10 protein-coding genes are annotated in these 12,401 nt (G+C 70.1%); 5 read left to right on the top strand and 5 right to left on the bottom strand.

Translation table 11 applies throughout. The annotated features are described in order from the left end of the window. Positions 1-30: 30 nt before the first annotated feature. Entirely contained in the window at positions 31-1,329 is a 1,299-nt protein-coding gene (locus ACZ6TB_RS28970; RefSeq protein ID WP_465558946.1) for a sensor histidine kinase, read from the bottom strand. Between the two features lie 199 nt (positions 1,330-1,528). Between ACZ6TB_RS28970 and phoU the strand changes: the two genes are divergently transcribed. Continuing rightward, the gene (phoU, locus tag ACZ6TB_RS28975; RefSeq protein WP_465558948.1) at positions 1,529-2,182 is read left to right on the top strand and encodes a phosphate signaling complex protein PhoU; all 654 of its coding nucleotides are present in this window, start codon (positions 1,529-1,531) and stop codon (positions 2,180-2,182) included. Positions 2,183-2,257: 75 nt separating this feature from the next. On the opposite strand, the gene ACZ6TB_RS28980 is transcribed toward phoU, so the two are convergent. Further along, positions 2,258-3,004: a phosphoglyceromutase gene (locus tag ACZ6TB_RS28980; protein WP_465558950.1), complete on the bottom strand. Its 747-nt coding sequence runs from the start codon at positions 3,002-3,004 to the stop codon at positions 2,258-2,260. Positions 3,005-3,111: 107 nt separating this feature from the next. On the opposite strand from ACZ6TB_RS28980, the gene ACZ6TB_RS28985 reads away from it, so the two are divergent. Together ACZ6TB_RS28985 and ACZ6TB_RS28990 are read left to right on the top strand one after the other, a co-directional pair. After that, positions 3,112-4,572 (top strand): MDR family MFS transporter, encoded by a 1,461-nt coding sequence (locus ACZ6TB_RS28985; RefSeq protein WP_465558952.1) that lies wholly within the window; start codon positions 3,112-3,114, stop codon positions 4,570-4,572. A 54-nt stretch (positions 4,573-4,626) separates the two neighbouring features. Beyond that, positions 4,627-5,865, top strand: a complete 1,239-nt coding sequence (locus ACZ6TB_RS28990; protein WP_465558953.1) for an MFS transporter — start codon at positions 4,627-4,629, stop codon at positions 5,863-5,865. Between the two features lie 1,392 nt (positions 5,866-7,257). Here ACZ6TB_RS28990 and ACZ6TB_RS28995 read toward each other — a convergent pair. Both ACZ6TB_RS28995 and mshA read right to left on the bottom strand, forming a co-directional pair. Continuing rightward, positions 7,258-7,740: a type III secretion system chaperone family protein gene (locus tag ACZ6TB_RS28995; RefSeq protein WP_465558955.1), complete on the bottom strand. Its 483-nt coding sequence runs from the start codon at positions 7,738-7,740 to the stop codon at positions 7,258-7,260. After that, positions 7,734-9,038, bottom strand: a complete 1,305-nt coding sequence (gene mshA / locus ACZ6TB_RS29000) for a D-inositol-3-phosphate glycosyltransferase (protein ID WP_465558957.1) — start codon at positions 9,036-9,038, stop codon at positions 7,734-7,736. The genes ACZ6TB_RS28995 and mshA overlap by 7 nt, the downstream gene beginning before the upstream one ends. A gap of 111 nt (positions 9,039-9,149) precedes the next feature. Between mshA and ACZ6TB_RS29005 the strand changes: the two genes are divergently transcribed. Next, a complete protein-coding gene (locus tag ACZ6TB_RS29005; protein ID WP_465558959.1) occupies positions 9,150-9,908 on the top strand; it encodes an SDR family oxidoreductase in 759 nt (252 codons plus the stop codon). Then, a complete protein-coding gene (locus ACZ6TB_RS29010) occupies positions 9,909-10,670 on the top strand; it encodes a class I SAM-dependent methyltransferase (RefSeq protein WP_465558960.1) in 762 nt (253 codons plus the stop codon). It begins immediately after the preceding gene. Positions 10,671-10,746: 76 nt separating this feature from the next. Here the strand turns inward: ACZ6TB_RS29010 and ACZ6TB_RS29015 are convergent, their stop codons facing one another. Continuing rightward, positions 10,747-12,369, bottom strand: coding sequence for a CBM96 family carbohydrate-binding protein (locus tag ACZ6TB_RS29015; protein ID WP_465558962.1), 1,623 nt, complete (start codon positions 12,367-12,369; stop codon positions 10,747-10,749). Between the last annotated feature and the right edge of the window lie 32 nt (positions 12,370-12,401).

Raw genomic sequence — 12,401 nt, forward strand, 5'->3', positions numbered from 1 at the left:
TGGTTCCTTCCATCTTCCGTACTCCGGGAGCTAGCGCCCGGCCGCACCGGACTCGATCTCAATTGCCGCCGGTAACGGCAAAGGGGCTTCGGGGGGTCGCGCCGGTAGGCGCAGGGTGAACGTCGAGCCGTCGCCGAGCGTGCTGGTCACGTCGACCCGCCCGCCGTGGTTGGTGGCGATGTGCTTGACGATGGCCAGGCCGAGACCGGTGCCGCCGGTCGAGCGGGATCGGGCCTGATCAGCCCGGTAGAACCGCTCGAAGATCCGGTCGACGTCGTGCGGGGCGATGCCGATGCCCTGGTCCTCGACGTCGATCTCGACCCAGTCCTCGTCCTGACGCAGAGTGAGCATCACCTTGGTGTCCTCACCCGAGTACGCGATCGCGTTCTCGACGAGGTTGGTCACCGCGGTCGCCACCTGACTGTCGCTGCCGTACACCATCGCGCCCTTGGGGCCGGTGTAGGTGACCTCGATGCTCTTCGCCGACGCCGTCGTGCGGGTGCGGTCGACGACCTCGGCGATCACCCAGTCGACCGCGACCGGCTCGGGCGTGGGCAGCGGCTCGGCGCCCTGAAGGCGGGTCAGCTCGAGCAGCTCGTTGACCAGCCGGCCCATCCGGGCCGACTCGTGGTGGATCCGCTCGGCGAAGCGGCGCGCGGCGACGAGGTCCTCGGACTGCTCGTCGTCGGGCCGGACGGCGCTCGCGGAGATCTCGGTGGCGTCCAGCAGCGCCTCGGCCAGCAGCTGGAGCGCGCCGATCGGGGTCTTCAGCTCGTGGCTCACGTTCGCCACGAAGTCGCGGCGGACCCGGGCCAGCCGGTGCGCCTCGGTGACGTCGGCCGCCTCGATCGCCACATGCGTCGCATTGAGCGCGACCGCGCGAAGGTGCAGGCCGAGCGGGGCGTGGGCGCCCCCGGCGCGACCTCGCGGCAGGTCGAGCTCCACCTCGCGGCGAACGCCGGTGCGTCGGACCTGACCGGCGAGCGTACGGAGTATGGGGTGCGCCGCGATGGTGCCGGGCGCGCCACCCGAGCGCAGCAGACCCATGGCGCGGGCGGCCGGGTTGACCAGCACCGGGTGATCGTCGACGTCGAGAACCACCACGCCGACGCGCAGCGAGTCGAGGCTCTTACGGCCGAGCCCCTTCATGCCGTGCTTGCCGGCTTGCGGCTCGTCGTCCGTTTCGATGGTGGGTCCCCCCTCGTCCGACCGGGGGCCGGTGATGCCGGCCTGCTCCGGCGACCTGCGGGCGCGGGAGTACAGCGAGCCCCCGACCGCGCCGGCCACGAGCGCGACGAGGGCGAGGAGGATGCTGTACACCAAGTCCACGCAGCGATCGTAGGGTCATTGTTTACCTGGCTCCTACGTTGAACCGGACATACCGGGCGCGCGTCGAATAATGTTCACCACTGCGCCCGGCGTCGTTCATCGGTGTTCACGTTGACGAAGTCGGGCCGACCTAGGTTAGGCATCAACAAAGGTCGCGACCTGGCAAACGGCGCGACCCCGACACCCCCGGGACGAGGACATGCGCGAGGAGTTCCAGGCAGATCTCAACGAGGTCAGCCGCCTGCTGGTAACCATGGCGGAGGCCGTCCGCGCCGCCATGCGCAAGGCGACCACGGCGCTGCTCACCGCCGACCTCAAGGCCGCCGAGTCGGTCATCGAGCGGGACGTCGAGGTCGACACGATCTACGGGCAGGTCGAGGCGAAGGTGGCCGACACCATCGCGCGGCAGGCGCCGGTCGCCGGCGACCTGCGGATGGTGATCACCGCCCTGCACATCTCGGCCGACCTCGAGCGGATGGGCGACCTGGCCGAGCACGTGGCCAAGACGGCGAAGCGGCGGCACCCGTCGCCGGCCGTCCCGGCCGAGCTGCGCGAGGTTTTCAAGGGCATGGCCGAGGTGGCCGACCAGATGGCGGAGCAGATCGCGACCCTGCTCGGCAAGCCCGACGCCGAGCAGGCGGCCCGGCTCGAGTCCGCGGACGACGAGATGGACAACCTCGAGCGGCGGCTGTTCCAGGTGCTGCTCGACGACGACTGGCCGTACGGCGCGGAGACCGCGATCGACGGCGCGCTGCTGGGCCGCTTCTACGAGCGGTACGCCGACCACGCCGTGAACGTGGGCGAGCAGCTGGTCTACCTGATCACCGGTGAGCCGGTGAGCGACCCGAGCTGAGCCTCGCGCTCGCCGGGTCACGACGAAGGCCGGGACGCCACGGGGGCGTCCCGGCCTTCGCTTGTCTCCGGCGAGTTACCGGCCCTGGTTGGCGACCGCGGCGGCCGCCTCCTTGGCCGCCTCGGGGTCGAGGTAGGTGCCGCCCGGGTTGGTGGGGCGGTAGGCCTCGTCGAGGTCGTAGCGCAGCGGGAAGCCGGTCGGGATGTTCAGCTTCGCGATCGACTCGTCGGAGACGCCGTCGAGGTGCTTCACGATCGCGCGCAGCGAGTTGCCGTGGGCCGCGACCAGCACCGTCTTTCCGGCGGCGAGGTCGGGCACGATCGCGTCGTACCAGTACGGCAGCGCGCGCTCGAGCACGTCCTTGAGGCACTCCGCCTTGGGCATGATCTCGGGCGGGAGGGTCGCGTAGCGCGGGTCACCGAACTGCGCGAACTCGGAGTCGGCCTCGATCGGCGGCGGCGGCACGTCGTAGGACCGTCGCCAGAGCATGAACTGCTCCTCGCCGTACGCCTCCAGGGTCTGCTTCTTGTCCTTGCCCTGCAGAGCGCCGTAGTGACGCTCGTTGAGCCGCCACGACCGCTTCACCGGAATCCAGTGCCGGTCGGCGATGTGCAGCGCGATCTCGCTGGTCCGGATCGCGCGGCGCAGGACGCTGGTGTGCACGACGTCCGGCAGGACACCGTGCTCCTTCAGCAGCTCGCCGCCGCGCCGGGCCTCGTCCTCGCCCTTGGCGTCGAGGTCGACGTCGACCCAGCCGGTGAAGAGGTTCTTGGCGTTCCACTCGCTGTTGCCGTGTCGCAGCAGCACCAAAGTCCCTGTCATGGCCTCCATCCTGCCGCAGGCGTGATCCGCGCGGGCGCAGAGGTCCAGTGGCGACCACCACGTGGAAACTCGCTTGCCCCGGCACCTAGGTTGTAAGTGCGACATGCATGAACAGCACTTACTCCGGAGGCGACGTGCACGGTTGGTTTCAGCAGGCCACGGGTGGTTTGCCCAGGCAGTTCTGGTTCCTCTGGGTCGGCACGCTGATCAACCGTCTCGGCTCGTTCGTAGTGATCTTCATGGCCATCTACCTGACCGGTGAGAGGCACTTCACGCAGAGCCAGGCCGGCCTCGTGATCGGCCTCTACGGCGTCGGCGGGGCGATCGGCACGACGGTCGGCGGGGTGCTGGCCGACCGATGGGGCCGGCGGCCGACGATGCTCACGGCGCAATTCGGTGCGGCTGCGTTGATGCTCACGCTCGGTTTCTCGTACGCCTATTGGCAGATCCTGAGCGTGACCTTTTTCCTGGGTGTGGTCACCGAGGCGGTGCGGCCGGCCTTCTCGGCCATGATGGTGGACGTGGTGCCGGACCGTGATCGGGTCCGGGCCTACTCGCTCAACTACTGGGCCATCAACCTCGGGTTCGCGCTGTCCGCGGTCGGCGCCGGGCTCGCCGCCAAGGCCGATTACCTGCTGCTGTTCGTCGTCGACGCGGGCACCACCCTGGTCACCGCCGTGATCAGCCTGATCTTCCTGGCGGAGACGCGCCCGGCGGCCACTCATTCTCATTCCGGACATTCGCATGTTGCGTCGGGTGGCCTGCTTACGGCATTGCGCGATCGGACGTACGTGATCTATCTCGTCATCAGCCTCGGCTCGGTGATGGTGATGATGCAGCACCTCTCCACGCTGCCGATCGCGATGACGGCCGACGGGTTGTCGGCCGCGACGTACGGCTGGGTGATCGCCGTCAACGGGGTGCTGATCGTGCTCGGGCAGCTGTTCGTGCCGCGGCTGATCGAGGGGTTCGACCGCTCGCGCGTGCTGGCCCTGGCGGCGCTGGTCATCGGGGTGGGGTTCGGGCTGGTCGCGTTAGCCGATGCGGCCTGGTTCTTCGCGCTGACCGTGGTGATCTGGACGCTCGGCGAGATGCTCCAGTCGCCGTCGAACGCGGCTACGGTCGCGGCGCTGTCGCCGCCCACGTTGCGGGGGCGCTACCAGGGGCTGAACTCGCTGAACTGGTCGGCCGGGACGGCGTTGGCCCCGATTTTGGGCGGTTTCACCCAGGAGCACCTCGGCGATGCCGCGCTGTGGATGGGGTGTTTCGGGGTTTGCGCGCTGGTTGCGGTCGGTCATCTGGTTACCGGACCGCGGCGGGAGCGCCGGATCACGCAGCTGTTGGCCACGCCGGCGGTGCTCACCCCGGCCGCGGCCGGCGCGCCCACCTCTCTGTCCGCCGCGCCCACCACTCTTTCCGCCGCGCCCACCTCTCTTTCCGCCGCGCCCGGCTCTGCCGTCGCCCGCGCCGCTCCCGACTCCCGTGTCGCCGGGCCTGCTGAGGCGCCGATCGCGCTGCCGCCGATGGTGGCCGAGCCGGTGGCCGACGACCCCGCGCGGCTTTCCTGACTTCGGGTAGCCTCCACGGTGAATCGTTAAGAAGCTTTCTTAATCGGGGGTACGGTGCGCGGCTGGCTCCGGGACACGGCCGGCGGACTGCCCGCGACGTACTGGTACCTCTGGGGCGGCCTGCTGATCAACCGGGTCGGTGGTTTCGCCGTCCTGTTCCTGTCGCTCTACCTGACGGCACAGCGTGGGGCGAGCCCCGCCCTCGCCGGGTTGGTCGTCGGGACGTACGGCATAGGCGGGGTGATCGGCACCCTGGCCGGCGGCGTGCTGACCGACCGATGGGGTCGCCGGCGCACGCTGGTCTGGTCCCACCTGGCCTGCGCCGTGGTGCTCGGATCGCTCGCGCTGGCCACCGACCTCCGCGCGATCGCCGCGCTGTGCGCGCTGCTGGGCCTGGCGCAGTCGATGCCCGGCCCGGCGTTCGTCGCCGCGATCACCGACATGGTCCCCGCCGCGCGCCGTTCCCGCGCCTTCAACCTGGAGTTCTGGGCCTTCAACATCGGCACCGCCGGCGCGTCGCTGGTCGCCGGCTTGCTGGCCGAGTGGAGCTACGTCGGGCTGTTCCTCCTCGACGGCGTGTCCTCGCTGATCGCCGGCCTGGTGTTCGCGTTGAAGCTGCCGGAGACGCTCCCGGCGAGGGCCCACGTGGCGGATGCGCCCGTACGCGGCCTGCGAACCGTCCTGACCGACCGGATCTTCCTCGTCTTCGCCGGCCTCACCCTGCTGCAGGCGCTGCTCTACACGCAGACGAGCACGATCGTCCCGCTGGCGATGCGCGAGGACGGCCTGAGCCCTTCGGCGTACGGCACGGTGACGGCCTTGGGCGGCGCCCTGATCGTGATCGGCCAGCTCTTCGTGCCCCGGCTGATCGACCGCCACCGCAAGGCCCGCGTCCTGGCCGTGGCCCAGGCGGCAATGGCGGCCGGCTTCGCCGTGCTGATCGTCGCCGACCGCCTACCGGCCTATTTGGCCGCCGCCGCGATCTGGACCGTGGGCAGCATGCTCGCCGCTCCCCCCAACGCCGAGATCAACTCAGAGCTGGCACCACCCGCCCTGCGGGGCCGCTACCAGGCGGTGTTCTATCTGACCTACCCAGCCGCGTCGTTCCTGGCGCCGGCTGTGGGCGGGGCGGGCTTGCAGTATCTCGGCAGCGCCCATTGGGCAATCGTGGCCGGCGTAGGCCTCGCGGCGGCGGCGTTGCACCTCGTGGCGGGCCCAAGCCGCGAACGGCACGTGACATCGATCCGCGCGGAGACGGCTGCTACGGCGTTGCCTGATGCGGCGAGCCGTTGAGGCCTTGACTCTCCCCCTGGGGGAGACACCAAGCTAGCCGCATCGGGAGCGTGGGGTTCCGGAGTCGGATTTGGGGACCTGAATGCGGGGGCGCGGGTTCGGGCGCAGGGCTGTTGGCAAGAGCTGGTCGCCTGGGTGAGGGGGTCGCGCGGCTGGCGGGTGTGCGGCGCGGGCGCTAGGGGCAGGCGCGCTGCGGGCCGCGAGGAGGCCGCCGTGGGCGACGTGTGGCAGGCGCGAGGCCGCAGGCGCGCGACGCGGCGGGCGCGCGACGCGGCGGGCGCGCGACGCGGCAGGCGCGCAACGCGACAGGCGCGCAACGCGACAGGCGCGCAACGCGACAGGTATCGGGCCGCAGGTGCGGTGAGCCCGGGGGTCGACATGGGCGACGCGGCAAGCACGTCGCCGCGGGCGCGGCGGGCGCGAGACGGCGGCGCGAGGGCGGCGGCGCGAGGGCGGCAAGCGCCGAGCCGCAGGCGCGCAGCGAGCCCGAGGTCGACGTGGGCGACGAGGCAAGCACGCAGCCGCAGCCGGCGCGAGGAAGGCGGCGCGAGGAAGGCGGCGCGAGGAAGCCGGCGCGAGGACCCAGGCATGGGCGAAGCGGCAGATGCGGGGCGACCGCCCGGTAATCGACGCGGAAGGCACGTGCGCGACGTGGCGCTGGGCGAGAGAGTCAGCCGGTGCGGGATGCGCTGGGCGCACGAGGCGGGCGGCGCGAGAGGCGCGGCGGCGCAGGAAGCAGGGGCTAAAACGGCCCGGAAACAATGCACCGGCGGCGGCGGACGACGCCCATCCCCATAGGCGTCGCCCGCACTAACCGCCGGTCTCGGGTCGCGCCGTCCCCCAACGGCATATGCCACCCGTCCCCAAACGCCGACCGCGGTGATCATTGCTGATCACCCGTTCCCCGAACTAACGGTTCGGCGTCCATTGATTACGCTAGTTGGGCCGGTCAAGGCTTACAAGCCAGTTGGCTGTCTGCCATCTGTCTGGACCGTCACAGTCACCGACAAATGGCCGATCGGCGGAGTGACCCATAGCACCTCTGGGCCCTCATCCCCTCGGCGAGAGGTGTAATGCGGGGCGGAGTACACCCGGCGTTCATCAGAGATTTTCGGAATCACGCAACCGCATGATTATGCGTGTGACTCTATCAATCTCTTGATCTCGGGTCGATGGGGCAATCTACCGGGGCAATCCGGGCAATAAGCGGGAATCGGCCTTGGGAGATTCGCCGGGCCGAGTGCATGGCAAACCCGCGAGCGACCCGGCCGGGCTGGATGCACGGGAGGCCAGGAGACCCGCCCGGGCCAGTTGCATGGAAGGCCAGGAGACGCGGCCGGGCCGGATGCGTGAAAGGCCGGGATGCACGGGAGGCTGAAGACCCGGCGAAGCCTACGAACTCGGCGGAGCCAGATGCTTGAAAGCCTGCAGATTGGCGACCGACTCGCCGCGCTTCACTCGCCACTCCCACTCTCGGCGGATCGACGAGCCGAAGCCGATTTCCAGCATCGTGTCGAAGGACTCGTCGGCGTAGGTGAGCACGGCGCCCAGCAGGCGGTCCAGCTCGTCCTCGTCGAGGGCGTTCAGGGACACGCGGCCGGTCAAGTAGATGTCGCCGGCGGCGTCGATCGAGAACGAGACGCCGTACATCCGGGCATTTCGCCGCAGTAGCCAGGCCCACAGCTGCTCGCGGTTTTCGTCCGGCTGGCGCATCACGAACGCCTCGATGCGCAACGCGTGCGAACCCACGATCAAATTGCACGCGGTCTTGAGCTTGTGACTGCCCGGAAGAGTCACCACATAGGATGAATCGCCGGTTTTGTCCCACTCGAGGTCACGCTCGGTCAGCACCCGCTCCAGAAGAACGTTTACCACGCGTACGCCTCCAACCGCGCCGCGATCATTGCCCGGTGCTGGATCACGGCCTCACGGTAGACCCGTAACAAACCCTCGGCCGTACGGTCCCAGGAGAAGCTTGCCGCGTGCGCGACCGCCCCCTCGGACAGCGCGGCCCGCAGCCGCGGCGCCGCGAGCAGCGAGTCCAGCGCGTGCGCCCAGTCCCGCGGATCATGACCGTCCACCAGCAAGCCGCTGACCCCGTCCCGCACCGCCGTGACCAGCCCGCCGACCGCCGCCGCCACCACCGGCGTCCCGCACGCCTGCGCCTCCAGCGCGACCAGCCCGAACGACTCGTTGTACGACGGCACCGCCACCAGGTCGGCGCACCGATACAGCGCCGCCAGGTCGTCCCCGGTCTGCGGCGGCAGGAACATGACCCGGTCGGTGACGCCGAGCGAGGCCGCCAGCTCGATCAGCGCCGACGGCCGGTCGAGACCGCTCCCGCTCGGCCCGCCGCAGATCACCAGCGTCGTGTCGGGATCGCGCAGGAACGGCAGCGCCGCGATCAGCACGTCCGGCGCCTTGAGCGGCTGGATGCGGCCGACGAAGGCGACAATTCGCCCGGAAGACGGCAGCCCAAGACGGCCGCGATCAAAGCCGCGGTCAACCGACCCGGGGCGGAAGCGATCGAGATCCACGCCCGGCTGCACGACCTCGGTCCGCGACGGCGGCGCGTCGTAGGAGGCCACCAGGTCCTGCGCCTCGAAGCGGGTGTTCGCCACCAGGCGGTCCGACTCGGCGATCACCTGTTCCTCGCCGATCACCCGGGCCTTGGGCTCGGGACGGTCGCCGGCCGCGATCAGCCTGTTCTTGACCTTGGCGAGCGTGTGCGCGGTGTGCACGTGCGGCACGCCCCAGCGTTCGCGCGCCAGCCAGCCCACCTGCCCGGAGAGCCAGTAGTGCGAGTGGATCAGGTCGTATCGGCCCGGCGGGTGCGCGGCCTCGGCACGCAGGACGCCGCTGGCGAACGCGCACAACTGTGAGGGCAACTCCTCCTTGGCGAGGCCTTCGAACGGGCCGGCGCTGACGTGCCGGACGGTCACGCCGGGCGCCATCTCGACGACCGGGGGCAGCTCGCTGCGGGTGGCCCGGGTGAAGATCTCCACCTCGACGCCGAGGCGGGCCAGCCGCTTCGACACCTCGACGATGTAGACGTTCATGCCGCCGGCGTCGCCGGTACCGGGCTGTTCCAGGGGGGATGTATGCACCGAAAGGGTGGCGATGCGCCGCGGGGTCGGCCAGTCAACCACGATATTTCCTCCCGAAGCGGTCAAACGTAACGTCCACTTGTTACGTCCTTGTCAATCTTCCCCGTACTTGCGCGTGCAACCACCATGCAGGCACCCCCGGGTGACTCAAGTCATCACCCCGGGAAGGATGGGGGCATGCAGAACATCGCAGTGGTGACGGGCGCCTCCAGCGGCATCGGCGCGGCCACGGCCCGCCGCCTGGCCCGGGAGGGTTTCCACGTCGTCGCGGCCGCCCGTCGCGCCGACCGGCTGGCCGAGCTGGTCAAGGAGATCGGGCCGGAGAACGCCACGGCGGTCGAGTGCGACGTGACCGACGACGCGTCGGTCGCGAGCCTGGCCCGCACGGTCGAGGCTCTCGAGAAGAACGTCACGCTGCTGGTCAACAACGCGGGCGGCGCCCAGGGGCTCGACCCGGTGGCGGCCGGCGACGTCGACGGCTGGCAGTGGATGTACGACGTGAACGTGCTCGGCACGCTCCGGATGACCAAGGCGCTGCTGCCGGCCCTCGAGGCCAGTGGCGCCGGGACGATCGTGACGGTGGGCTCGACCGCGGCGTTCGTGGTCTACGAGGGCGGCGGCGGATACGCGGCGGCCAAGCACGCCCAGAAGGCGCTGGTCGGGACGTTGCGGCTGGAGCTGTCGGGCAAGCCGGTGCGGGTCATCGAGATCGACCCGGGCATGGTGCGCACCGACGAGTTCTCGCTCAAGCGCTTCGGCGGCGACCAGGCCAAGGCCGACGCGATCTACGAGGGCGTCAAGGAGCCGCTGACCGCCGACGACATCGCGGACTGCATCGCCTGGGTCGCCACCCGCCCCCAGCACGTCAACATCGACCAGCTGGTGGTGCGCCCGATCGCCCAGGCCGCCCAGCACAAGGTGCACCGGGAGAAGTAGTTGACCAAGCCCATCGGCGCGATCACCCGGGGAACCACGAACCCGAACCGGTTGCGTCGCGTGGACAACTTCATCGCGTACCGCTGCGGTCGCCTTTTGCGGGAAGCCGACCGGCCGCTGGTGATCGATCTCGGCTACGGGGCGACGCCGGTCACGGCCGTCGAACTGCACAACCGCCTGGTGGGAGCGGTGCGAGCGGATGTCGCGGTGGTGGGTCTGGAAATTGATCCCGTACGCGTCGAAGCAGCCCAGCCGTACGCAGCTGCCCCCCTTCTCGGCTTTCGCCGCGGCGGCTTCGAGCTGGCCGGCCTGCGCCCGGTCGTGGTGCGCGCGTTCAACGTGCTGCGGCAGTACGCGGAGGACGAGGTGGCCCCGGCCTGGCGGCAGATGACCGCGACCGGCGCGCTGCTGGTCGAGGGCACGTGCGACGAGCTGGGCCGGATCGCCACTTGGGCGGTGGTCGAAAACGGCGAACCGGAGACGCTGACCTTCTCGGCCCGGCTGTCCGATCTGGACCATCCGGCGGTCTTCGCCGAGCGGCTGCCCAAGGCGCTGATCCATCGCAACGTCGAGGGCGAGCCGATCCACGAGCTGTTGCAGGCGCTGGGCCGGGCCTGGGAGACCGAGGCCACCCCGTTCGGGCCGCGGCAGCGCTGGATCGCGACCTGCCGGCGGCTGCGCGACGAGGGCCGGCCGGTGCTCGGCGGGCCGTCGCGGTGGCGGCTGGGCGAGCTGACTCTCCCCTGGCCCGGACGCGGATAAAGGTCGGGCCGGTCCTCCGCAGCGGACCGGCCCGACCCCAGGGGGTGAGTAAAGCTCTTCAGTTCTTCGGCGCGACTTAGTTCTTCAGCGCGACGTTGAAGATCGGCGACACCGCGACCTGGCGGAACGCGGTGAGGCTGTCGGCGGTTGAGTTCACGGCGATGTTGCGGTCGCCGGAGTTGTCGGACGCGGTGTCGAAGTAGACGACGGCCTTGACCTTCGGGTGCTTCTCGAGCTGGGCGACGACGGTGCCGAAGGCGGCCGCCTTGCTGGTCGGGTACGCGAGGCGGTGGTACATGCCCCACTCGGCCACCATGATCGGCTTGTTCGGGTGGTTGGTGACCGACCAGTCGTAGAAGCCGAGGCCGCCGCCGGTCGGCTGCCGGTCGAGCAGGCTGCCGAAGTCGCCGTAGTGGTAGTAGTTCTTCTCGACGCTGACGTACGAGTCGAGGCCGACCCAGTCGACGACGTCGTCACCCGGGTAGATGTCCTTCCACCAGGACTGCGCCATCCACTTCTCGTTGCCCATGTAGGCGAGCACGTTGATCGCGTTGGTCACGCCGTCGGCGCGCAGGCGCAGGATCACGTGCCGGTACATGGCCGCGTAGTCCTTGCCGGTCATGCCCGAGCCGGCGGTGGCGTTGACGTCGTTCTCCGGCTCGTGGTGCAGGGCCAGGAAGAACTTCTGGGTGTAGTTGGCCTTCACGTAGGCGGCCCAGGCGTCGATGCGCGCGTCCTGCTGACCGGCCGCGACCTTGGCCCAGGTCGTGTTGTAGGCGACCTTCCAGTTGAGCAGCAGGACCCGCGGGTGCGCCTTGTCCTGCGTCATCGCGATCTCGGCCTTGGTCGGGAACTTCTCGTCGCCCTTGTGGTACGTGTGGTAGATCGTCGACGTGCGGCCGGTGAGGGTCTCCCAGTCCTTGAGCGCGGTGTCCCGCGGCGTGTCGGTGAAGCCGCCGGCGGCCGCGCCCCAGAGCACGCCGCAGTTCGGCACCAGCAGGGCGCCGGTCTCACAGGACGCGGGCTTCGTCGTCGGCGCGGTCGTGGGAGCGGTCGTCGTCGGCGCCTTGGTCGGCGCCGTCGTCGGACTGGCCGTCGTGGGACTGGTCGTAGGAGCGGCCGCCGTGTAGTTCACGACCAGACGCGGGCCACCCTGCGTGCTCGACTCGGCCGACTGGAACCGCGTCACCGCGCTGGTCGACGCCGAGCGCAGCGCGAACGCGTACGTCCCGGCCTGGGTGACCACCGTGGACAGATCGATCGTCACGGTCTGGTCGGCCGCCTTCGGCACCGCCGAGCCGACCGCCGTGGCGCCGATCGCCGGCTGCTTCGCGCCGGTGATCGTGCCCTCGCTCCAGTCCCCGGTGACCGGGAAGACGCTCACCCGCGACTCGACCGGCGTTCCGTCGTAGGGCAGGATCAGCCGGGCGTTGGAGAGGGTCGACCCGGCCGGGAACGAGCCGGTCGTGAACTTCACAAAGGACGTGCTGGTCTCGCCGCCGGCGGCGCCGACCACGAGCTGGTTCGCCGCACCGAAGTTCGTCGTGGTGCGCGTGCTCGAGACGTACGCGTCATCCCCGGCGAAGACAGTGCGGATGGACGGCGCGGTCGCCGCGTCCGCCGATCCCGAGATCACGAAGCCGGCGCTCACCGCCGCCCCGATCGCCGCCGCCCCGATCGCTGTCCTTCTGGCCCCCACTTGTTTACCCCCGCACATGTTGTTCCGGTGTT

Source organism: Actinoplanes sp. NPDC051537 (assembly GCF_055586105.1).